27 protein-coding genes are annotated in these 21,811 nt (G+C 39.6%); 25 read left to right on the forward strand and 2 right to left on the reverse strand.

Annotated features, from left to right (window positions below):
• Positions 1 to 143 precede the first annotated feature (143 nt).
• Complete coding sequence (gene metA / locus HNR63_RS05580; protein ID WP_181520086.1) at positions 144 to 1,052, reverse strand: homoserine O-acetyltransferase MetA; 909 nt, start codon at positions 1,050 to 1,052, stop codon at positions 144 to 146.
• Positions 1,053 to 1,196: 144 nt separating this feature from the next.
• Here metA and HNR63_RS05585 point away from each other — a divergent pair, with 144 nt between their 5' ends.
• The 4 genes from HNR63_RS05585 to HNR63_RS05600 all read left to right on the forward strand — a co-directional run bounded on the left by HNR63_RS05585 (position 1,197) and on the right by HNR63_RS05600 (position 4,042).
• Positions 1,197 to 1,631 carry a BrxA/BrxB family bacilliredoxin gene (locus tag HNR63_RS05585; protein ID WP_042536079.1) on the forward strand — a complete coding sequence of 145 codons (435 nt, stop codon included), beginning with the start codon at positions 1,197 to 1,199 and terminating at the stop codon, positions 1,629 to 1,631.
• Positions 1,632 to 1,671: 40 nt separating this feature from the next.
• On the forward strand, positions 1,672 to 2,448 hold the full coding sequence (locus tag HNR63_RS05590; protein ID WP_181520087.1) for a class I SAM-dependent methyltransferase: 777 nt from the start codon (positions 1,672 to 1,674) through the stop codon (positions 2,446 to 2,448).
• A gap of 34 nt (positions 2,449 to 2,482) precedes the next feature.
• The gene (locus tag HNR63_RS05595) at positions 2,483 to 2,614 is read left to right on the forward strand and encodes a YuzL family protein (protein ID WP_181520088.1); all 132 of its coding nucleotides are present in this window, start codon (positions 2,483 to 2,485) and stop codon (positions 2,612 to 2,614) included.
• A gap of 195 nt (positions 2,615 to 2,809) precedes the next feature.
• Complete coding sequence (locus tag HNR63_RS05600) at positions 2,810 to 4,042, forward strand: dicarboxylate/amino acid:cation symporter (RefSeq protein ID WP_021094786.1); 1,233 nt, start codon at positions 2,810 to 2,812, stop codon at positions 4,040 to 4,042.
• Positions 4,043 to 4,063: 21 nt separating this feature from the next.
• On the opposite strand, the gene HNR63_RS05605 is transcribed toward HNR63_RS05600, so the two are convergent.
• On the reverse strand, positions 4,064 to 4,429 hold the full coding sequence (locus tag HNR63_RS05605; protein ID WP_021094787.1) for a GIY-YIG nuclease family protein: 366 nt from the start codon (positions 4,427 to 4,429) through the stop codon (positions 4,064 to 4,066).
• 92 nt (positions 4,430 to 4,521) lie between these two features.
• Between HNR63_RS05605 and HNR63_RS05610 the strand changes: the two genes are divergently transcribed.
• The 21 genes from HNR63_RS05610 (at position 4,522) to HNR63_RS05710 (ending at position 21,793) form a co-directional block, all read left to right on the forward strand.
• Positions 4,522 to 4,716, forward strand: coding sequence for a twin-arginine translocase TatA/TatE family subunit (locus HNR63_RS05610; RefSeq protein ID WP_009361196.1), 195 nt, complete (start codon positions 4,522 to 4,524; stop codon positions 4,714 to 4,716).
• An 88-nt stretch (positions 4,717 to 4,804) separates the two neighbouring features.
• A complete protein-coding gene (tatC, locus tag HNR63_RS05615; RefSeq protein ID WP_181520218.1) occupies positions 4,805 to 5,524 on the forward strand; it encodes a twin-arginine translocase subunit TatC in 720 nt (239 codons plus the stop codon).
• Positions 5,525 to 5,685: 161 nt separating this feature from the next.
• Entirely contained in the window at positions 5,686 to 6,756 is a 1,071-nt protein-coding gene (locus HNR63_RS05620) for a hydrogenase small subunit (RefSeq protein WP_181520089.1), read from the forward strand.
• A gap of 2 nt (positions 6,757 to 6,758) precedes the next feature.
• The gene (locus HNR63_RS05625; RefSeq protein ID WP_181520090.1) at positions 6,759 to 8,480 is read left to right on the forward strand and encodes a nickel-dependent hydrogenase large subunit; all 1,722 of its coding nucleotides are present in this window, start codon (positions 6,759 to 6,761) and stop codon (positions 8,478 to 8,480) included.
• Positions 8,481 to 8,491: 11 nt separating this feature from the next.
• Complete coding sequence (gene cybH / locus HNR63_RS05630; RefSeq protein WP_021094791.1) at positions 8,492 to 9,268, forward strand: Ni/Fe-hydrogenase, b-type cytochrome subunit; 777 nt, start codon at positions 8,492 to 8,494, stop codon at positions 9,266 to 9,268.
• Positions 9,258 to 9,734 (forward strand): HyaD/HybD family hydrogenase maturation endopeptidase, encoded by a 477-nt coding sequence (locus HNR63_RS05635; protein ID WP_021094792.1) that lies wholly within the window; start codon positions 9,258 to 9,260, stop codon positions 9,732 to 9,734. The genes cybH and HNR63_RS05635 overlap by 11 nt, the downstream gene beginning before the upstream one ends.
• Positions 9,731 to 10,150, forward strand: coding sequence for a Rieske (2Fe-2S) protein (locus tag HNR63_RS05640; protein WP_181520091.1), 420 nt, complete (start codon positions 9,731 to 9,733; stop codon positions 10,148 to 10,150). The genes HNR63_RS05635 and HNR63_RS05640 overlap by 4 nt, the downstream gene beginning before the upstream one ends.
• Positions 10,143 to 10,520 carry a hydrogenase maturation nickel metallochaperone HypA/HybF gene (locus HNR63_RS05645; protein ID WP_085788935.1) on the forward strand — a complete coding sequence of 126 codons (378 nt, stop codon included), beginning with the start codon at positions 10,143 to 10,145 and terminating at the stop codon, positions 10,518 to 10,520. Before HNR63_RS05640 ends, HNR63_RS05645 begins: the two co-directional genes overlap by 8 nt.
• On the forward strand, positions 10,498 to 11,169 hold the full coding sequence (gene hypB, locus HNR63_RS05650; protein ID WP_181520092.1) for a hydrogenase nickel incorporation protein HypB: 672 nt from the start codon (positions 10,498 to 10,500) through the stop codon (positions 11,167 to 11,169). Before HNR63_RS05645 ends, hypB begins: the two co-directional genes overlap by 23 nt.
• Positions 11,142 to 13,421 (forward strand): carbamoyltransferase HypF, encoded by a 2,280-nt coding sequence (gene hypF / locus HNR63_RS05655; protein ID WP_181520093.1) that lies wholly within the window; start codon positions 11,142 to 11,144, stop codon positions 13,419 to 13,421. Before hypB ends, hypF begins: the two co-directional genes overlap by 28 nt.
• Positions 13,412 to 13,639 carry a HypC/HybG/HupF family hydrogenase formation chaperone gene (locus HNR63_RS05660; protein ID WP_021094797.1) on the forward strand — a complete coding sequence of 76 codons (228 nt, stop codon included), beginning with the start codon at positions 13,412 to 13,414 and terminating at the stop codon, positions 13,637 to 13,639. The genes hypF and HNR63_RS05660 overlap by 10 nt, the downstream gene beginning before the upstream one ends.
• Positions 13,620 to 14,729 carry a hydrogenase formation protein HypD gene (gene hypD / locus HNR63_RS05665; protein ID WP_181520094.1) on the forward strand — a complete coding sequence of 370 codons (1,110 nt, stop codon included), beginning with the start codon at positions 13,620 to 13,622 and terminating at the stop codon, positions 14,727 to 14,729. Before HNR63_RS05660 ends, hypD begins: the two co-directional genes overlap by 20 nt.
• A 3-nt stretch (positions 14,730 to 14,732) precedes the next feature.
• Positions 14,733 to 15,725, forward strand: coding sequence for a hydrogenase expression/formation protein HypE (gene hypE, locus HNR63_RS05670; RefSeq protein ID WP_021094799.1), 993 nt, complete (start codon positions 14,733 to 14,735; stop codon positions 15,723 to 15,725).
• A 92-nt stretch (positions 15,726 to 15,817) separates the two neighbouring features.
• Positions 15,818 to 16,612, forward strand: coding sequence for a thymidylate synthase (thyA, locus tag HNR63_RS05675; RefSeq protein WP_009361209.1), 795 nt, complete (start codon positions 15,818 to 15,820; stop codon positions 16,610 to 16,612).
• Between the two features lie 14 nt (positions 16,613 to 16,626).
• A complete protein-coding gene (locus HNR63_RS05680) occupies positions 16,627 to 17,118 on the forward strand; it encodes a dihydrofolate reductase (protein WP_181520095.1) in 492 nt (163 codons plus the stop codon).
• Positions 17,119 to 17,241: 123 nt separating this feature from the next.
• The gene (ilvA, locus tag HNR63_RS05685; protein WP_021094801.1) at positions 17,242 to 18,510 is read left to right on the forward strand and encodes a threonine ammonia-lyase IlvA; all 1,269 of its coding nucleotides are present in this window, start codon (positions 17,242 to 17,244) and stop codon (positions 18,508 to 18,510) included.
• 97 nt (positions 18,511 to 18,607) lie between these two features.
• Complete coding sequence (locus HNR63_RS05690) at positions 18,608 to 18,859, forward strand: YpmP family protein (RefSeq protein WP_021094802.1); 252 nt, start codon at positions 18,608 to 18,610, stop codon at positions 18,857 to 18,859.
• Positions 18,860 to 18,998: 139 nt separating this feature from the next.
• Positions 18,999 to 19,841 carry a DegV family protein gene (locus HNR63_RS05695; RefSeq protein WP_181520096.1) on the forward strand — a complete coding sequence of 281 codons (843 nt, stop codon included), beginning with the start codon at positions 18,999 to 19,001 and terminating at the stop codon, positions 19,839 to 19,841.
• A gap of 12 nt (positions 19,842 to 19,853) precedes the next feature.
• Positions 19,854 to 20,426 (forward strand): SCO family protein, encoded by a 573-nt coding sequence (locus HNR63_RS05700; protein ID WP_181520097.1) that lies wholly within the window; start codon positions 19,854 to 19,856, stop codon positions 20,424 to 20,426.
• A gap of 65 nt (positions 20,427 to 20,491) precedes the next feature.
• Complete coding sequence (locus tag HNR63_RS05705; protein ID WP_181520098.1) at positions 20,492 to 21,229, forward strand: GDSL-type esterase/lipase family protein; 738 nt, start codon at positions 20,492 to 20,494, stop codon at positions 21,227 to 21,229.
• A 3-nt stretch (positions 21,230 to 21,232) separates the two neighbouring features.
• Complete coding sequence (locus HNR63_RS05710; protein WP_181520099.1) at positions 21,233 to 21,793, forward strand: DUF2140 family protein; 561 nt, start codon at positions 21,233 to 21,235, stop codon at positions 21,791 to 21,793.
• Positions 21,794 to 21,811: the final 18 nt, after the last annotated feature.

Raw genomic sequence — 21,811 nt, forward strand, 5'->3', positions numbered from 1 at the left:
GACCACATTGACCACATTTTTGACCACGCGACAAACGAAAAAACACCGCACTCGGTTACAATCTATGTTATTCCAAAGTTCAAAAACATTGATAAATCAACGTTTTTTCTCATTGTAAAGAAGCGAAACGCACCAGGAAAACATCATTCCCACACATACGGTGTTTCTTGATACACATAGTAGTTGAGCCAATTGACAAACAGTAAATTCGCATGGGAACGCCACGTGTTATATGGTTGCTTATTCGGATCGTCATGTGGAAAATAATATTTTGGGATTTGAATGTCCAACCCTTTGGCAACATCTCGCTCATATTCTTCTTTGAGCGTTGTGGCGTCATACTCTGGGTGTCCTGTTAAAAATACTTGTTTTCCATCATTTGAAATGACGAGACAGACGCCAGCTTCTTCGGATGAAGATAAAATTGTTAACTCAGAAACCGCTTCGATATGTTCACGTTTCACATCTGTATGGCGCGAGTGTGGGACTTTATGAATATCGTCAAATCCACGAGTAAGTTTGACGTGCTTTTGTTCTAACATATGATCGAATACGCCGAAACATTTTTGTGGCAAATCGTATTTTGGAATACCGTAATGATAGTACATCCCTGCTTGTGCACCCCAACAAATATGTAACGTAGATGTGACATTCGTCTTTGTCCATTCCATAATTTGAGTTAACTCATCCCAGTAGTCAACTTGTTCAAACGGCAAATGTTCAACGGGTGCACCAGTAATAATCATGCCGTCATATTTTCTATGCTGAACATGTTGAAATGTTGTATAAAATTGATCAAGATGATGTTTTGATGTTGTTTTCGCTTCATGTGTTTCGGGACGTAAAAAAGTCACATGTACTTGTAGCGGTGAATTTCCAAGCAAACGCAATAGCTGTGTTTCTGCTTTTTCTTTTTGCGGCATTAAGTTTAAAATAATAATGTTTAACGGTCGAATGTCTTGAGAATAGGCGCGATCTTCATCCATGACGAAAATATTTTCTTGTTCTAATATTTCTTTAGCTGGAAGATCACGTGGAATATTAATTGGCAATGTTCTCAACCTCCATTTACATCATATAAATACATTCATTATAAAAATTTTTAGAAAATTGTTCAATGTTTTTTATTTTATTGATTTTTCTATTTGCATTGTTGTATTCTTGTAAAAGCAAGAATGATTTGGAGGGATGCACGTATGTTTATGTCATATGAAGAATATATGCGTCAAGTCGTACAACCGATGCGTGATGAATTAGTCAGCGGTGGCTTTAAAGAATTACGGACGAGTGAAGAAGTGGAACAATTTATGGAACAAGTAGAAGGAACGACGTTTGTTGTCATTAATTCTGTTTGTGGTTGTGCGGCAGGGCTTGCACGTCCAGCTGCTATTCAGGCGGTACAAATGAGCGAGAAAAAACCAGACCATCTTGTGACCGTATTTGCTGGACAAGATCGTGACGCAACGGCTAAAATGCGTGAGTATTTTGTTGGCATTGAACCTTCTTCGCCATCGATGGCCTTATTAAAAGGAAAAGAAGTTGTCCATTTTATTCCACGCCACGATATTGAAGCCAATTCTCTTGAAAATATTATGCAAAATATTATGCAAGCTTTTGAAAAACATTGCTAAGGGTGTCCAATTGACATCCTTTTTCTTTTGGGGTGAACGTATGATTGTGACAACTGCTGGCCGAACAAATGAACAAATGATTGAAAAAGCGAAACAAATTGCCGATGAATTACAAATTCCGTACATCCCGCGTCAAAAACGTTCCATTACAGCCATTCAGCAACAGATGGCTGAACATGTTTTGGTCGTTGGGAAAGAAAGATTAGAAATCCATTTGATTAACGGAGATGAGCCGTTATTTTTTCATCCAAATTCTGCTTCCTTTCGCGCAAAGCGTATTTTAAAAGGAGAAAGTGAACCGTTTTTACAAGCGACGAAATTACAAAAAGGGATGACGTTTTTAGATTGTACGCTTGGATTAGCAGCTGATAGCATAATTGCTAGCTTAGTTGTTGGTGAAGAAGGAAAAGTGGTGGGAATTGAAGGAAGTGCACATATCGCTTACTTAACAAAACAAGGGTTACGTCATTGGGAAAGTGATGTCGTTGAACTTAATGAAGCGATGCGACGCATTCATGTACATCATGCCGATTTTCGCTCTTTTTTAGCGCAATGTGATGATCAGTCATATGATGTTGTTTATTTGGATCCGATGTTTGAAGTAACTATTGATGAAGCGGATGGAGTAAGGGGATTAAAACAGGCAGCGCTATATACGAATGTGACAGCAGAAGATATCGAACAAGCAAAACGAGTAGCTCGACAACGAGTTGTTCTAAAAGATCATTGGCAAAGTTCACGTTTTGAACAATTCCATTTTTTCGTTTATCGAAGAAAAACGGCAAAATTTCATTTTGGAACGATTGAACTTTCATAAATAAAGCAAAATAAGGGAGTAGGAGGTGAATGAAATGGGGAAACGAAAAAAGGATGCTTCGAAACCAGGATTAAGTTCACCAGAGATCAAAGGACAAGGTACGACTGAACACGAAGCAGGAAACATTGAAGTAGATTCGAGTCGCAAAAAAACAAAGCGGATGTAAACTACCACATTATCGTGGTAGTTTTTTTTGTAAAAAAAGAAATTCAACTACTTTTCTAACAATTATATTCATTTTTTCTTTACAATTTTAAAAAAAACATTTAAAATTGTATAGGTCCTCTCCCTTAACCCTTTTCCCGAACGAAGTTGAATACGTTTTACAGCAAAAGACGCAGAATTTGATGGAGGTGTGGATATGTCAATGACGAAAAAAATTTTACTAGGAATGTTTGCAGGAATTATCGTTGGACTCATTTTCAACTTAGCTCTTCCAACAGAATGGTTTGACCTCGCAAAAACATACGTACTCAATCCGCTTGGAACAATATTTATTAACTTAATTAAACTGCTTGTTGTTCCAATTGTTTTTGTATCGCTCGTTTTAGGAGCAGCTGGTGTTGGTGACCCGAAAAAGCTTGGTCGTATTGGTATGAAAACAATTGCATTCTTTTTAATTACTACTTCTCTTGCGCTTATAATTGCTTTAACATTAGGATCTGTCATTCGTCCAGGAGAAGGGAATTTTAATTTAGAAGGGGCATCGTTTGAAAAGAAAGAAGCTCCGCCGGTTGTAGACACATTATTAAATATTATTCCAACAAACCCATTCCAAGCCATGGTTGAAGGAAATATGTTACAAGTCATTGTATTTGCGGTGCTTGTTGGAATGGCTGTCGCCCGTCTTGGTGATCGAGTAAAACAAGTGCGAGTCATCGTAGAGCAAGCGAATGATCTTCTCATGTATCTAGTAGAATGGGTGATGAAGTTTGCGCCATATGGTGCGTTCGCATTAATTGCGATTGCGATTGGCGGACAAGGGTTTGATGCGATTGCAGCGATGGGGAAATATATGTTTGCTGTATTGTTAGCGTTATTTATTCATTTCTTCGTCGTGTATGGTACGGCGGTATGGACACTTGGGAAAATGAGCCCTATCGCATTTATTAAAGGATTTTCTCCAGCGATGGCTGTTGCGTTTAGTACATCGAGCAGCAATGCTACGTTGCCAGTGTCGATGGAAACAGCACAAAAAAATTTAAACGTTCCGAAAAGCATTAGCGGTTTTGTTCAACCTCTTGGAGCCACAATTAATATGGATGGAACAGCCATTATGCAAGGTGTGGCAACGATGTTTATCGCACAAGTGTATGGTGTGGACTTAACATTTAGCGATCTTTTGACCGTCATTTTAACGGCAACACTTGCGAGTATTGGTACAGCAGGCGTTCCGGGTGTTGGTTTAATTATGCTTTCCATGGTGTTAACATCCGTTGGTCTACCTGTTGAAGGAATTGCCCTTATTTTAGGAGTTGACCGCTTACTCGATATGACGAGAACAGTCGTGAATATTACAGGCGATGCGGCATGTGCAGTTATTATTGCAAAATCGGAAGAAAAATACGAAAAACAATATGAGAAAGCAAGTTAAACGAGGGAATACATCCCTCGTTTATTCTTTATAATAAATAAGGTGGGAAAAACAGCGGCAGTCCGATGAGCCAAATTTTTTTACAATCCATTGTCCTTTGTATTGTTGAAACAGCTGTTGGGCTCGTTCACATTCGCTCAGTTCGGAGGAATACGTTTGAACGTGTGTAATTTCACCGTATGGACGAATGTAATCGATATGCCAGCGTTTTCGCTTTTCCAGTTGCATATGGCGCTGAATACGTGATTGAATGTTTCGTTTCGCACTGCCCACATAAATATAGTTTCCGCTCGGGAATAAAAAGCTGCCTAATTGCCCGACTTTTACGGTAATATCGCTAGATATGGTAAAGAAAATAGCGTATACTGTATGTCGATTGTCAAACATTTCTCACACCTCTTAAAAATTTGTCATTGAAAAATGAAGATCTTAGCAATACAATAAAAGAAGCGTATGTATAAAAAAAAGGAGATGACGTTATGCTTTCAAATATCGGAGTACCTGGCTTAATTTTAATCCTTGTCATCGCTCTTGTCATTTTCGGACCGAAAAAACTACCTGAAATCGGACGGGCTTTTGGTGAAACATTGCGTGAATTTAAAAAGTCAACAAAAGGATTGCGTGATGAAGTATTAGAGGAGCTTGATGAAAAGAAAGAAGCGCGTAAATCATAAGGCGGCAACGATGTGTTGCCGTTTTTAACATGGAAAAAGGTTGGTGTTTACGCTCGTGGAAGAAAAGAAACGATATGAAGATAAAGAGATGACGTTAGTCGAACATTTAGAAGAATTACGCAAACGCGTGTTTATTGTTGTTGGGGCACTTATTTTATTTTTTATTTTAGGATTTATTTTTGTGCAAGATTTATACCGTTGGCTTATTGCTGATTTAGATGTGAAGCTAACGATTTTAAGTCCGACCGATATTTTATGGGTATATGTGATGTTAGCTGGCGTGTTTGCGATTACAATGACGATTCCTGTATTCGTTTGGCAAGTATGGATGTTCGTGAAGCCTGCTCTTACACCACGGGAGCGAAAAGTAACGCTGTCATATATTCCAGCTACGTTTTTACTATTTGTACTCGGCTTATGCTTTGGATACTTTGTTGTATTGCCTATGGTGTTTCATTTTTTAATGAGCCTCGGTGAAGATTTGTTCGCAACGATGTTTACAACAGAAAAGTATTTTCGGTTTATTTTGAACATGACGATTCCGTTTGCGATATTGTTTGAATTGCCGATTATCGTTATGTTTCTAACAAGCATTGGCATTATTAATCCATACGCGTTACAAAAAGTAAGAAAATACGCGTATTTTGTATTAGTAATTATTGCGGTTACGATTACACCACCAGATTTTATTTCTGACTTTTTAGTAACGATCCCGTTGCTTTTGTTATATGAAGTAAGTATATCAATCTCAAAATTTGTGTATAAACGAAAAGAAAAACAGTTGGAGCAAGAAGCGTCTTCCGAATAGAAGGCGCTTTTTTATTTATCTACTTATTATAATAAAAACTATTTTCATGTTGTTAATATATTTAAGAACATTTTGTGACAATTAAACCATTAAAATAACATAAAGGGAAATAATAATATATAATTAAATGTAAACGCTATCGTGTGAAGGGGAGGAGCTATGTGAAAAGAAAAACTATTTTAGAAGAAGTGCTTGATCGCGGTTTTACGAGACGCGATTTTTTAAAAATGTGTACAGCACTTGCTGCGACAATGGGGCTTGATTTTTCACAAACGAACCAAGTGGTTGCAGCGATGGAAAAGAACCAGCGTGTTCCGGTTATTTGGTTACAGTTTCAAGACTGTACAGGGTGCTCTGAATCATTTATTCGTTCGACGCATCCAAAAGTGGAAAGTGTGCTGTTAAATATGATTTCTCTCGAGTATTCGGAAGCGCTTTCTGCTGCTTCGGGTCATCAAATTGAAGCTGCACTGGAACATGTTCTTGAACATTATCCGGGAGAATACATACTTGCAGTGGAAGGAAGCTTGCCAACAGACGATGCATTTTTAACCGTTGGTGGCGTATCGGCAAAAGAAACGTTTCTTCGTGCTGCTAAAGGAGCAAAAGCGATTATTGCATATGGAAGCTGTTCATCGTGGGGAGGGATTCCTGCGGCATATCCAAATCCAACAAAAGCCAAACCGATTACGCATTTTGTGAAAGATAAACCTGTTGTATTAGTGCCGGGATGTCCGCCAATTGCAGAAGTCATGACAGGTGTCATTGCGCATATTATTACGTTTGGCAAACTTCCAGAGCTTGATCATCTTGGCAGACCAAAAGCATTTTATCGTCATCGTATTCACGATAAATGTAATCGTCGCGCATATTTTGATGCAGGCTTATTTGCGGAATCGTTTGATGATGAGGGAGCAAGACAAGGATATTGCCTATATAAAGTAGGTTGTAAGGGGCCAACAACATATAACTCCTGTGCGGAAATGCGCTGGAACGGTGGGGTTAGTTATCCAATTCAATCCGGCAATCCATGTATCGGTTGCTCCGAGAAAGGTTTTTGGGATAACGGTCCTTTCTTCGTTCGTCGTGCAAAAATTCCTGCATCTCAAACGACGATTAATCCAGAAACGGTCGGAGCGATTGCGGTTGGTGTGACCGCTGCAGGTGTCGCTGCTCATGCTGCGGTAACAGCAATGAAGAAAAAAGATGAACATCATGATCGAGGTGAATAAAGATGACAGAACGTATTGTTGTCGATCCAGTAACACGAATTGAAGGGCATTTACGCATTGAAGTAGATGTTGATGACAGCGGTGTCATTCAAGAAGCATTTAGTTCAGGTACAGCGGTTCGTGGCATTGAGTTAATTGTACGAGATCGCGATCCACGGGATGTTTGGGCATATGTGCAACGCATTTGCGGTGTTTGTACAACAACTCATGCTTTAGCTTCTATCCGTTCCGTTGAAGATGCGCTTGATATTAAAATTCCGAGAAACGCACATTTGATTCGTGACATTATGAACGCGGCTGTTTTTTTACATGACCATGTCGTTCACTTTTATCATTTACATGCATTTGATTGGGTTGATGTATTAAGTGCGCTTAAAGCAGATCCAAACGAAACAAGCCGCATTGCTCAGTCGCTTTCTAGTTGGCCAAAATCGTCTCCAGGTTATTTTAAAGACATTCAAATGAAAGTACAAAAAGTTGTGGATAGTGGACAACTCGGCATTTTTGCAAACGGCTATTGGGGGCATAAAGCATATAAGTTACCACCTGAAGTGAATTTACTTGCTGTTGCTCATTATTTAGAAGCGCTTGATTGGCAAAAAGAAATTGTGAAAATTCATACGATTTTTGGAGGAAAAAACCCACATCCTCACTATGTCGTCGGTGGGATGGCTACGCCAATTGATATTGATAGCGATAATGCCATTCATGCCGAACGTTTGATGCATGTTTCGCAAATTATCGATCAGGCAGTAGAGTTTGTAAATAATGTTTACATCCCAGACTTATTGGCGATCGGCTCATTTTATAAAGATTGGACATATGGTGGTGGTTTAAACAACTATTTATGTTATGGAGATTTTTCAACAGGCGATATTCGAGACGTTCACTTATACCGTTTCCCACGTGGTGTTATTTTAAATGGAAACTTCAATGAAGTGCTCGATGTCGATCCGAAAGATCCAGAACAAGTAAAAGAGTTTATCGATCACTCGTGGTATACGTATGACGGAAAAGAAGGGGGCATTGGTAAGCATCCGTGGGAGGGTGAGACGTCACTTCGTTATACAGGACCAAAGCCACCGTTTAAAACATTAAATACAGATGAAAAATATAGCTGGTTAAAATCCCCAAGATGGAAAGAGCATCCGATGGAAACAGGGCCACTTGCACGCATGCTCGTTGGCTATGCTTTAAAGAAAGATGAGTTTGTCGGATTAATAGATGACACGTTGAAAAAATTGAATTGGCCGCTTGAAGCGATGCGTTCAGCACTTGGTCGCACAGTAGCGCGCGGACTTGAGTCCATTCTTGTTGCAAAATGGATGCGTGACGATATGGACGCATTATTGGCGAATATTCGCAATGGAAACCAAATTACATTTGATCGAACAAAATGGGAGCCAAGTACATGGCCGAAAAAAGCGAAAGGAGTCGGATGGATGGAAGCGCCACGTGGAGCGCTAGGTCATTGGATTGAAATTGAAGATGGAAAAACGAAAAACTATCAAGCGGTTGTTCCGACGACGTGGAATGCTTCACCGCGTGATCATAAAGGACAAATTGGTGCGTATGAAGCATCTTTAAAAGGAACGCCATTGCTTGATAAAGAAAAGCCGTTAGAGATTTTGCGCATCGTCCATTCGTTCGATCCATGTTTAGCATGTGCGGTTCACTTAACAGATCTTGAATCGAAACAAACGACTCATATTCGTATTGGGTAGGAGGGGAGTGTATGTCGATCCCGACAAATCCAAAAATTGAACAAAAACGGACGGAAGTCATTTGGAAGCGGTCACGAAAAGCAAAACATATTGAATTAAACGATCACATGGTGAAAGTGTACGTATGGGAGCTACCTGTTCGTATTTTTCACTGGATTAATGCTTTTTCTATTCTAGTGTTAATGATTACGGGCGTGTTTATCGGTCGCCCGTTTGTGTCCGCATCTATTCAAGAAGAGGCATATTATTCCTTTTTAATGGGGTGGGCGCGCTATATCCACTTTTTCGTTGCTTTTCTTTTTACTATTAATTTAGCTGTCCGTTGGTATTGGGTGTACAAAGGAAATGAGCATGCGACATCGAATCCGTTTCGCCTTTCTTTTTGGAAGGAAGCGTTTGAAACAATAAAATATTACTTATTTATGAAAAACAATAAAAAACATTACATTGGACATAATCCACTCGCCCAATTAAGTTATTGGATTTTTATTGGTCTTGGTTCGATCATTATGATGCTTACAGGTTACTATTTATTATTTGAACCACAACCAGAATCAATTTATGGAAAAATGTTTATGTGGGTTGCCCATTTATTTGGTGGCGATAGCTATTCTGTTCGTTCGTGGCATCATCTTGTAGCATGGGGGTTTATCATTTTTACTGTTGTACACGTATATATGGCATTTCGCGAAGACTATTTACAACGAAATGGAACGATGTCATCCATTTTTACTGGCTATAAACTAGAAAGAAAAAAAGAAGCATTAGGTGAACAGGATGAAAAATAAAAAAATAACTGTTCTCGGAATAGGAAACTTACTATATTCCGATGAAGGAGTAGGCATTCATATTTTGCCTTTATTAGAAGAAAAATTGGCGAAATATGACGACGTAGAAGTGATTGAAGGCTCAACTGATGGGATGCGTTTACTTGGGACAATTGAAGAGACGGAGTATTTGGCAATTGTCGATGCTGTCAATGCAGGGAAAGAAGCAGGAACAATTGTTACGTTAATCGATGATGAAATTCCAGCATATTTCGGAATTAAAATGTCCATTCATCAACTCGGTTTTCAGGAAGTGTTGTCAGCCGCAAAAATACGTCAAACATGTCCAAAACAAATGGTTTTATTTGGTGTTCAACCTGCATCTTTATGTCTCGGATTAGAGTTATCGCCAATTGTCCAAGCACAACTTCCACACGTTGTTGAGCGAGTTGTTCACCAAGTAGAGAAGTGGTGTCGTACGCCATGAATCGCCTGCAATTTTTAAAAATGATGCGTGATAGTTTAATTGAAACAATGAAAGAAGCTTCCGCCCCATTATTAGAAGACGAGGTGGAAAAAGTGAAGAAATTATTTTCTAATCATCGCACGTGGCATGCTATTGGCCCGTGCGATGATATATGTGATGTTGAAATCAAAACTGTTGATCGCATCCCGCTCGTTGTTTACAAACATGAAGGGACGTTATATGTAAGAAAAGCTATTTGTTCACATTGTCAAGTCATGCCGCATTATATTCAGCAAGATCATCGTTTTATTTGCTTGTATTGTGATCGTGAATGGCATGTATTTTCACAAAAAGGAACGTTGCATATGCCACTTCTTCCTACAAAACGAGAAGGAGATGAGTGGTATGTGCAAATAGAAAGGGATTCTTATGCATGAGATGGCGTTAATGGGAGAAATCGTTCAGTTAATCGAGCAAGATGCTCAAATGAAAAAGATAAAATATATAAAAAAAGTAGAATTGCTTGTTGGCACGTTAAGCAATGTGCTTCCGGATGCATTACAATTTGCGTTTGATGTGTATAAAATGCAAGCAAATAACTGTTTAACAATGGATGCTGAATTGATCATTCATATAGAGAAAGCGAAAGCAGTTTGCGCAATTTGTGGAAGCCAATATGAGCCCGTGACAAAAATTGCTCAATGTCCAGCATGTTTACTTCCGAGTGGAAACATTGTAGCAGGAGAAACATTTCGTATATTGGCATATGAAGGGAGTTTGACGCATGAAAATTACATTGGAAGTTGATGTGTTAACAAACAATAACCGTGCAGCTGCGTTTAACCGTCAATTATTTGAGGAAACGAATACGCTTGTCATTAATATAATGAGCTCGCCGGGCGCAGGGAAGACAACCATTTTAGAGAAGACGATTGAGGCGTTAGCAAATGAGTTTCGTATCGGTGTCATTGAAGGGGATTTAGCAACAGAAAAAGATGCAGATCGCATTCGTGCCCTTGGTGCGCAAGCCGTACAAATTAATACGCATGGAGGGTGCCATTTAGATGCTCGCATGATTGCGGCTGTTTTACCGCAATTTGATTTTCGACATCTTGATATTTTATTTATTGAAAATGTAGGAAATCTTGTTTGTCCATCCGGTTACGATTTAGGACAGCAACATAAAGTAGCTGTGTTAAGCGTACCAGAAGGGAATGACAAAATCCCAAAATATCCGACGATGTTTATGAGAACAGAGCTTGTTTTACTAAATAAAATTGATTTACTACCGTATCTTGATTTTGATGTCGAACAAGCGAAAGAAGATTTATCATGTATTCATCCACAGTCTAAGTTGCTGCCGTTGTCAGCAAAAACGGGTGAAGGAATGGATGAATGGTTACATTGGATTCGAGAAGGGGTTGCCCGATGCAAAAAGCAGTCAATATCACAGTGAAAGGACGAGTGCAAGGAGTTGGCTTCCGTCCTTTTATTTTCGCACTTGCCCAGCGATATCAAGTAAAAGGAACAGTCCAAAATAATATGGATGGGGTTTTTATTCATATCGAAGGCGATGCATATGCAGTTGACCAGTTTATTTACTCTTTACCGATGGAGGCACCGCGGCTATCTCGCATCGATGAGATGGTTGTAACTTTATCACAATGGCGTGCTTTTAAAGATTTTTCTATCATTCCGAGCGAACGAACAGGAAGTTCTTCGCTCGTAATTCCAATTGATACGGCTGTTTGTGAAGATTGTTTACGAGAAATGTATGATCCAAATGATCATCGGTATCGCTATCCGTTTATTAATTGCACACAATGTGGCCCTCGTTATACAATCATTGAACAGTTACCGTACGATCGTCCGTTTACATCGATGCGGTCGTTCCAAATGTGTGAACGATGTGAACAAGAGTACAAAGATCCTATGAACCGCCGTCATCACGCTCAGCCTATTGCTTGTCCAGCATGCGGTCCATCTGTTGCATTATTGATGCCAGATGGGCAAGCGTTGCAAGGAGATGCCATTGAACAAGCGAAGGAATATATTCGTGCTGGGGCGATTGTTGCGGTGAAAGGATTAGGTGGATATCACTTAGCTTGTGATGCGACAAATGAAATGGCTGTTCGACAATTACGAATAAGAAAACAACGGCCTCATCGTCCGCTAGCTATCATGGCAGCCTCCCTTGATATTGTAGAACAATTCTGTCATGTAACTGTGGAAGAAAAACGGTTGTTAACTTCGCCGGAAGCTCCCATCGTTGTTGTGAAACAAAGAAAAAACACGATGATTGCTTCATCGGTTGCTCCGGGGTTACAAACAGTTGGAGTGATGTTACCGTACACCCCACTTCATCATTTATTGCTTGATGACCGATTGCCTGTTGTCGTGATGACAAGTGCGAATCGTTCAGGGGTGCCCATGATATACGAAGATGAACAAGCTTTACGTGATTTACAAGGCATTGCTGATTACTTTCTTGTACATAATCGTCCGATTGTTCACCCTATTGATGATTCTGTTGTTCAAATAGAGAGTGGCAAGATTCATTTTATTCGACGAGCGCGTGGCTTTGTTCCCGATCCATTAGAGACGAAGTATGACGTTCATGAAACTGTAGCACTTGGTGGGCAACAAAAAAATGCATTCGCGTTTGGGAGACATCATCAAATTTTTTTAGGACCTCATATTGGTGACCTAGAGCATGTAGAAGTCGTTGAGCATTTCCAAAGGGAATACGAACATTTACGCACTTGGATGGGAGTGACACCAAAAACAATTGCTGTTGATTTGCATCCAAACTATGAAACGTGGAACATCGCAAAACAATGGCATACCGATATTGTAGCTGTCCAACACCATCATGCACATATGGTTTCGTGCATGGAGGAAAATCACATATATTCCCCTTGTTTTGGCCTTATTTTAGATGGAACAGGATACGGGGAGGACGGACATATATGGGGGTTTGAGCTACTGTACGGAGATGCTTCACAATATAAACGGCTCGGGCATTTAACGTATACTCCGCTTCCAGGTGGAGAGCGTTGCATCAAAGAGCCTTGGCGTACAGCAGTCGGCATGCTCGGACATTATTTTGGTGAACAAGGATATGCTCTGGCGGAGAAGCGATTTACCGAAAAAGCACAAGAGGTACGTGTATTAAAACAAATGGTCGAAAAAGGGATACACTCTCCTTTAGCAGGTACGTGCGGGAGGCTATTTGACGCCGTTAGTGCCTTTTTGTACGTTTGCACGCATAGTACGTACGATGGAGAGGCGGCTGTTCGACTTTCTGAATTCATTGATGATACAAAAATATATGAAGCTTATCCGTTTCATATGAAAAAACAGGATGAATGGGAAATTGATTTGGCAAAGATGTGGCAAGCGATATGGGAAGATGTTGAAGCTCATGAACAAGTAAATATCATTGCTGGTCGTTTCCATGAAACAGTCGTGCAAGCGTCTGTTGAATTGGTTCGTTTAGCTTTACAACAATATCCAACGTACGAACGAAATATCGTATTATCAGGAGGGAGTATGCATAATCGTTATATCGTTAAACGTCTTCGTCAAGAACTCAGTAAGCTTGGATTGTGTGTTTACACGCATCAAAAAGTACCGTGCAATGATGGAGGACTAGCTCTTGGACAGTTAATCATCGCAGCACATAGGAGGGATCGTGTATGTGTGTAGGAGTACCGGCAAAAGTGTTACATATTGAAGGTTTTTCCGCACGAGTAGATGTTATGGGATCGCAAATGGATGTTGGAATTATTTTTGTTCCTGAAGTCAAAATTGGCGACTATGTCATTGTGCATGCTGGACAGGCGATGTCGATTATTGATGAACAGTATGCAAAAGAAAGTTTGGAAGAATGGAGGAAGCTAGTCGATGCTAGACGTGATGGATAGCCCAACTCGTTCAGCGCTCAGTCGAACGTTGTTAAAAGAAGTACAGACGTTAGCAAATCAGTTTCAACAAACGTTTGGACGAATGCCTTCGTTTATGGAAGTGTGCGGTTCACATACGATGGCACTTGCTCGTATGGGAGTAAAAAAAGCGCTCGAAGGATACGTTCGTCTCATTTCTGGTCCTGGTTGTCCTGTTTGCGTCACCGATCAAGTAACAATTGATGCAATGATTTCTTTGACAGATGGTGCAGATCGAATCATTTGCACATTTGGCGACATGATGCGGGTGCCTGGATCTTATGGAACGTTGATGCAAGCGAAGACAGAAGGAAAAGATGTGCGTGTCGTCTACTCCCCGGTTGATGCGGTTCGTATTGCTGAACAGCATCCGTATCAAGAAGTTATTTTTTTAGGGATAGGGTTTGAGACAACCATTCCGATTTTAGCAGCAGCAGTAAAAGAAGCAGAAGAAAAACAAGTGCACAATTTTTCGATGTGGATGTCGACAAAGCTAGTGGAGCCAATTTTGCGGCAATTACTTCACGATGGAGAAGTGTCACTAGACGGTTTTTTACTGCCTGGGCATGTATCCATGGTGATGGGAAGAGCGCATTTTGAATTTTTAGCAACAGAATACAATATGCCTGCGGTAATTAGTGGATTTGAAGCATTAGATATGTTAAGTGCTATTCGTCATTTATTAATATTGGCACTCAAACAGCACGCTATTGTATTAAACGATTATAAAAGTGTAGTGAATGAACAAGGAAATGTACAAGCGAAATATTGGATGAACCATTATTTTACATTATGCGATGAGGCGTGGCGCGGTATCGGGGTGATTTCACAAAGTGGAATGGATTTTAAGAAAGAGTATGATCGGTTTAACGCAAAGGTGAAGTTTTCTGTTTTAACGCGCGAACCGCGTCGAACAAAGTGTCGGTGTGGAGAAGTCATTCGTGGGCTTATCGATCCACCACAATGTGTATTGTTTGGGAAAGCATGTACACCGCTTCATCCGATTGGACCTTGTATGGTGTCATCAGAAGGTAGTTGTGCAGCGTATTATCAATATATGAGGGAGGAGTAACAAATGGAGCGAATAACGCTCGCCCACGGAGACGGAGGACAGTTAGCTCATCAGCTCATTGCGGATATTTTTGTTTCTATGTTTCATAACGATCGTCATGCAAAATTCGATGCGGCTACGTTTACGTTAGACCTGCATGAGCTAGCAATGACAACGGATAGTTTTGTCGTTAAACCTCTTTTCTTTCCAGGTGGAAACATTGGAAAGTTAGCGGTAGCTGGAACAATAAATGATTTAGCGGTCGTTGGAGCGATCCCGAAAGTCATGACTTGTAGTTTTATTATCGAAGAAGGGTTTCCAATTGGTGATTTAAAAACGATCGTGCAATCGATGGCTGAAGAAGCAAAAAAAGCGAATGTGGCGATTGTTGCGGGCGATACAAAAGTTGTTGAACGTGGTAGTGCGGATGGATTATATATTAATACAACAGGGATCGGAGTCATTTCCCATCCGCTTGAGCCTAAAATGTGTGAAGGCGACTCGGTCATTGTCAGCGGTTCAGTTGGTGATCATGGAGTAGCTATATTAGTGGCCCGAGGGGAATTAGGTCTTGTATCAACGGTTGAGAGCGACTGTGCAACATTGTATCCGCTCATTGCCAAAGCGTTACAAGCAAGTCAACGCATTCGCCTGATGCGCGATCCAACCCGCGGGGGATTAGCGACTGCCCTTGTAGAAATTTGTGAGGATTTTGGGGTAACGATTGAATTGGAGGAAGAACGTATCCCTGTAAAACAAGAAGTGGAAGGAGCATGTGAATTGCTCGGTTTTGATCCGCTCTATTTGGCCAATGAGGGAAAAGTGGTCATGATCGTTCCAAAAGAAGATGAACAGGCTGTTCTTGATGCCCTGCGTTCTCAACCTGAAGGAAAAGATGCCGCTGTCATCGGAACTGTTCGAGCAACAAATAAAGGTCAATTATTGTTGCGAACACCGCTTGGCACAACACGAAGATTATATCGATTAACAGGATTAATGTTGCCTCGTATTTGTTAAACCGTAGGGGAAAATCCTACGGTTTTTGTCTTTCCTACTTTTATCGTTTATGTCATAATAAATGACAGTACATAAAAAAGGGTGAGGGTGTCATGAAGCAATATTTACAATTACTTGAAGATATTTTACAAAACGGTGTGTATAAAGATGACCGTACGGGAACAGGGACCATTTCTGTATTTGGACGTCAATTGCGTTTTGATTTACGCGAAGGATTTCCTTTACTTACAACAAAAAAATTACATATTCGTTCGATTATTCATGAATTACTTTGGTTTTTAAGCGGGGATACGAATATTCGTTATTTAAAAGAAAATGGTGTAACAATTTGGGACGAATGGGCAGATGAAAATGGAGATTTAGGACCGGTGTATGGAGCTCAATGGCGTTCATGGAGGGGAGCAGACGGCCGAACGATTGATCAAATTAGCGAAGTGATTGAACAAATAAAGCACAATCCAAATTCGCGCCGTCTTTTAGTAAGCGCATGGAATGTTGCGGAATTAGACAATATGAAGTTGCCTCCTTGCCATTATGCTTTTCAGTTTTACGTGGAAAATGGGACGTTATCGTGCATGTGGCAACAGCGTTCGGTTGATACGTTTTTAGGTCTTCCGTTCAATATCGCAAGCTATGCACTACTTACGCATATGGTTGCTCAACAATGCGATCTACAACCGAAAGAACTTATTTTTACTGGTGGTGATGTTCATTTATATATGAATCATATCGAACAAGCGAAGTTGCAATTAACGAGAGAACCGCGCCCACTTCCGAAATTAGTCATTAAACGCAAACCAGCTTCTATTTTTGAGTATCGCTTTGAAGATTTTGAAATTGTTGATTATCATCCGCATCCGCACATTAAAGCGGACGTGTCTGTGTAAGGGAAGTGAGTCAAGTGATTTCTATCATTGTTGCGATGGATCGAAATCGAGTCATTGGTTGGAACAATACATTACCTTGGCATTTACCGTCGGATTTAGCTTATTTTAAACATGTAACTATGGGTCATCCGATTGTCATGGGGCGAAAAACATTTGAATCGATCGGCCGCCCGCTTCCTGGAAGAATAAACATCGTACTTACACGGGACAGCACGTTTTCAGCGGATCCGAATGTTCAAGTGATTCATTCAATTGATGACATCGAACAAATAGAACAGCAACATGGTCATTTGTTTGTTATCGGGGGGGCACAAGTGTTTGAACAAGCGATGCCGCTAGCTGATCAATTGTACGTTACACATATTGACGAAACGTTTACAGGAGACACATTTTTTCCACCAATTGATGAAAAGCAATGGGTGCTTCGTACCGCTCGACAAGGTGTGCAAGACGAAAAAAATCGTTATCCACACACATTTTGTATATATGAACGAACAGCTCGCTAATTGGCGAGCTTCATCTTTTTGAATAATTTTTAGAAAATTTACTTTTCTTTATTCGAAAATATGATATATTTTAGAATAACATAATTTTGACAACGAAATTATAAATAGAAAGGAAACGAGAAAATGGAACAACAAGTAAAACGAAAACATGGCGTATATGTAGAAGATATTTTAATTGCTTATCAAACGTTAAAAGATGTCGTGTATCATACCCCTTTGCAAAAAAATGAATTGCTTTCAGAACGGTATGATTGTCACGTATATTTTAAACGGGAAGATTTACAAGTCGTTCGCTCGTTTAAAATTCGTGGCGCATATTATCGAATGAAAAGCTTAAGTGAAGAAGAAAAGAAAAATGGAATTGTTTGCGCAAGTGCAGGCAATCACGCTCAAGGTGTAGCTTATTCATGTCGAGCGCTCGGTGTGCATGGGAAAATTTATATGCCATCTACAACTCCGAGACAAAAAGTATCACAAGTACAGTTTTTTGGTCGAGAGTTTGTCGACATTATTTTAGTTGGCGATACATTTGATGATTCCTATGAACAAGCACTTATTTGCGCAAAGCAAGAGCAGCGAACATTTATCCACCCATTCGATGATGAAGCTGTGATTGCTGGGCAAGGAACAGTTGGTGTTGAAATTTTAAATGATTGTGAAGAAGCGATTGATTATGTGTTTGCAAGCATTGGCGGCGGGGGGCTTATTTCTGGTGTCGGAACGTATATCAAAAGTATTTCACCAGCAACGAAATTAGTTGGCGTCGAACCTGAAGGAGCCCCTTCTATGAAAAAATCGTTTGAAGCAGAAGAAGTCGTCACTTTAAGTGAAATTGATCCATTTGTAGATGGGGCGGCAGTGAAACGTGTGGGGGAAAAAACATTTGCATTAGCAAAAGAAATGGTCGATGATATTGTCGTTGTTCCTGAAGGAAAAGCATGTACAACGATTTTGCAACTTTATAACGAAAACGCGATTGTAGTCGAGCCTGCTGGAGCGTTGCCGGTTGCTGCGCTTGATTTATATAAAGAACATATTCGTGGCAAGACCGTTGTTTGTATTATTAGCGGAGGAAACAACGATATTGGGCGCATGCAAGAAATTAAAGAGCGTTCTATGATTTATGAAGGACTTCAACATTATTTTATTGTGAATTTTCCGCAACGTGCTGGCGCTTTGCGTGAATTTCTCGATGAAGTATTAGGACCGACAGACGACATTACACTCTTTGAATATACGAAAAAAAATAATAAAGAAAGTGGCCCCGCTCTCGTTGGCATTGAATTAAAATGTCGTGAAGATTACGGTCCGCTCATCGAACGAATGAAGAAAAAAGGTTTTCCGTTTATGGAAGTGAATAAAGATAGCAGTTTGTTCCATTTGCTCATTTGACAAAAATTTTTTATAAATCGATGACGAAATGTGACATACTTCAACATAAAAATCGTGTATAATATAAGTAAATCGGTCAAAAAAGAGGATTGATATTTTGTTATTCAAAAGCCTAGAGTTTAAAAACGTAGATGGGCAAAAAGTAAAAATTATCGAAATTCCGGTATTGGAGGACGATAACCCTTATCAATTTATGGTAAAAGTAAGGTTGCAAACGTTTATTGCACAAGTGCATGCTAGAAAAAGTCCAAAGAAGGTGTATTCATTTAAAGAATATTTAAAACGAGTGTTAAAGTGGCCGGTGTACGAACAAATATTTAAATCTGAAATTTTAAAAAACAATGCATAAATGATAAGGAGCTGTTTTGCCAATGTGCAAATCAGCTCTTTTTTTACAAAAAATTTTATGAAAACAGCGACATATAGGAGCATTTTATTATATAATTTCACCGTACGAAATTTTAGAATGAAATATGGGAAGTGGAAAAATGAGTAAAGTGAAGATTGTAACAGATTCTACGGTCGATTTAACAAAAGAAACGATTGAGGCGTGGGACATTCGCGTTGTACCATTATCAATCTCCATTGATGGGCAAACATATGTAGACGGCATTGATTTAACTCCACAACAATTTATTGAAAAAATGAAACAAGCAGATGAACTTCCAAAAAGTTCTCAACCGTCTGCAGGGCAGTTTTTACAAGTATATGATGAACTCGGAGGAGCAGGATATGATGTCATTTCCATTCATATGACAGGAGGAATGAGCGGAACGGTGCGCTCTGCCGAGAGTGCTGCGGCTATGACAAAAACCAACGTTACCGTCATTGATTCCCGTTTTATTTCCCTTGCGCTCGGTTTTCAAGTATTAGAAGCGGCAAAAATGGCGGCAGAGGGAAAAACAGTAGAAGAAATTGTTTCCCGTCTTGATACGATCCGAGCGAATACACATTTATTTGTTGTTGTTGATACGCTTGAAAATCTCGTTAAAGGTGGGCGGATTGGCCGAGGAAAAGCGATGATTGGTTCGTTATTAAACATTAAACCGATCGCCTCGTTAGAAGATGGTGTATATACACCTGTGACAAAAGTTCGTAGCCAATCTCAAATTGTAAAATTTTTAACGAATCAATTTGTTGAACATACGAAAGGGAAGATGATTCGAGCAGTGGGGATTGCTCATGCAGAAGCAATGGATTTAAGTGAACGATTAAAACAGTCGATTGCGGAAGCAACAGGATGGACGCAAACCGACATCGTGTATACAACCCCAATTATTTCTACGCACACAGGCCCAGGAGCCATCGGATTTATGTACTATACGGAGTAGGAGGTATTACAAGTGAAACGTATACGCTTATGGGCGTTTGCTTTATTCCTGTCCTTGCTTGTTGCTTGCCAACAATCAATTCCAGATGCAAAAAATTGGCCAATTGAAGATTTCACATTTATCGATCAAAATGGTCAACAATTTGGTTTAGCTGATTTAAAAGGAAAAGTATGGGTGGCTGATTTTATTTTTACGCGCTGCGCTGACGTTTGTCCTCCAATGACGGCAAATATGGCAAAATTACAAAAAATGGCGAAGAAAAAAGGGTTAGACGTTCATTTTGTTTCGTTTAGTGTCGATCCTGAAAACGATACACCGGATGCATTAAAGGCATATGTTGAGAAGTTTCAAGGAGATACGAGTCGTTGGCATCTACTTACAGGATACACACAACAAGAAATTGAACGTTTTGCTCAAAAAAACTTTAAAGCTGTCGTAAAAAAACCGCAAGAGGGAGACCAAGTCATTCACGGTACAGATTTTTATCTTGTTGATCAAAATGGGACGATTGTGAAGTACTATAGTGGCTTAAACGATGTGCCTTACGAAGAAATTTTAAAGCATATTGACATGTTACAAAAATAGGATATACAGACAAAAATGATGATTCATTCATTTTTGTCTTTTCTTTTATAGAGAGGGGATTTTCTGTGAACAAATTTCTTCTTCTATTTCTTTGCGTCTGTTTAGTCGGATGTTCTTCTACACCTACAATGATGGAAGAGAAAGAGCAAGTACAAATGAAGCCACGTGATTTACAAATTGTGGCGTTAGGTGATTCATTAACCGAAGGGGTAGGTGATGAGGAAGGTGGATATGTTGCTTTCATTGAGCAATATTTAGAAAATCGTGACGATGTGAATAAAGTGTTTGTGCACAACTTTGGCAAACGAGGATTACGTAGTACACAACTCGCAGATGTCATTATAAATAACGAATCGGTCATTCAGCAAGCAGATCTTATTTTTATCACTATCGGTGGAAATGATATGATGAAGGTTGTTCGTTCACATTTTTTGTCTTTAACATACGATTTGTTTGTAAAGGAACAACAGGCGTTTGCTTCCCGACTTGATGAACAACTGCAGCTTCTTCGCCATATGAATCAGGACGCTTATATTGTGCTTATTGGATTATACAATCCGTTTTCTTCAGCATTTCCAAATATACCAGAAATGGATGAGGTTATACACATGTGGAACGAAGGGAGTAAGGAAGTGATTTCCCGCTATGATCGTACACTATTTGTACCTATTGCGGATCTGTTTGAAGGACGTGATGATGTATTGTATGATGATCAATTTCATCCGAACAAACTAGGCTATGAACAAATGGCAAAGCGCATATATGAATATTTACAAAAACATCGTGAGTGGATAGGAGAATGAATTGTGAAATGGAAAATTTTATTTTTTAGCCTGTTAGGGATAAATGGTTTCATAATCGTGTTACTACTTTTTTATATGTTTCAGCCATCTCCTTCTCCAAATATTCCAAACATCGAAGGGGAAGGACCGGTATTTACTGTTCAAACTTCGAAACAGCATATGAATACCCTTATTCGTGACTATATTCAGAAGCATGAAAAAAAGGGTGAATTGTCTTATGATGTTCAATTAGCTGATCGTCTTTATATAATAAGCGCGATTCCGATATTCGGAAAACAAGTCGATTTAACGATGGCGTTTGATCCGACTGTGGATGAAAACGGGCACATTGTACTTGCCCACCCGACGATGACATTTGGACAACTTCGTTTACCCGTTCCGTATGTGCTATCATATATAGATCAACATGCTTCTTTGCCAAATTGGGTGAAAGTGGACGCGAAAAAAGAGCGCATTTATATTGTTGTAAGCGACATCCGTATAAAAAAAGGATATATGCTCAAAGCGAAAACGTTTGATTTAAGTAAAGATGATATGACTTTTACAGTTACAATTACAAAATAGGATGCCCCACATATCGAG

Origin of the sequence: Anoxybacillus ayderensis (assembly GCF_013761015.1) — a bacterium.
Classification (GTDB): domain Bacteria; phylum Bacillota; class Bacilli; order Bacillales; family Anoxybacillaceae; genus Anoxybacillus; species Anoxybacillus ayderensis.